Here is a 305-nt window from a genome sequence, read left to right as displayed (position 1 = left end):
CTCACGATCAATTGGAACACTCAACCATCGCCCAGCGTAATGCCCAAAACGCAAAGCTTGCGAGCTACGCGCATCGGCCGCTTGCGTTTCTCTTCCGCTTTATCCGCCGCCACCCGCTCGCGCATGCCACCGTCCTGTGCAGCGTGGTTGCGGCCGTGGGGTGTGCGCTTGCTTCGCAATACGCGATCAAACATCTGATCGACGTGCTCGGCGAAGGCCGGCATCATCCCGGTCCGCTGTGGGGAGCATTTGCCATCCTCGTCGGTTTGATCGCCACCGACAACCTGCTGTGGCGGGTCGGCGGC

The 305-nt window shown here is 62.3% G+C and carries 1 pseudogene; it reads left to right on the top strand.

Going from position 1 to position 305, the window contains the following annotated elements:
* Positions 1-305: pseudogene (locus tag SB764_RS39185) on the top strand (ABC transporter ATP-binding protein); the annotation flags it as partial.

This window comes from Paraburkholderia sp. SIMBA_027 (genome assembly GCF_046535315.1).
GTDB classification, from domain to species: Bacteria; Pseudomonadota; Gammaproteobacteria; order Burkholderiales; family Burkholderiaceae; genus Paraburkholderia; species Paraburkholderia tropica.
Note: the sequence above shows the minus strand (reverse complement) of the source record. Positions and strands in the feature narration are given on the sequence as shown.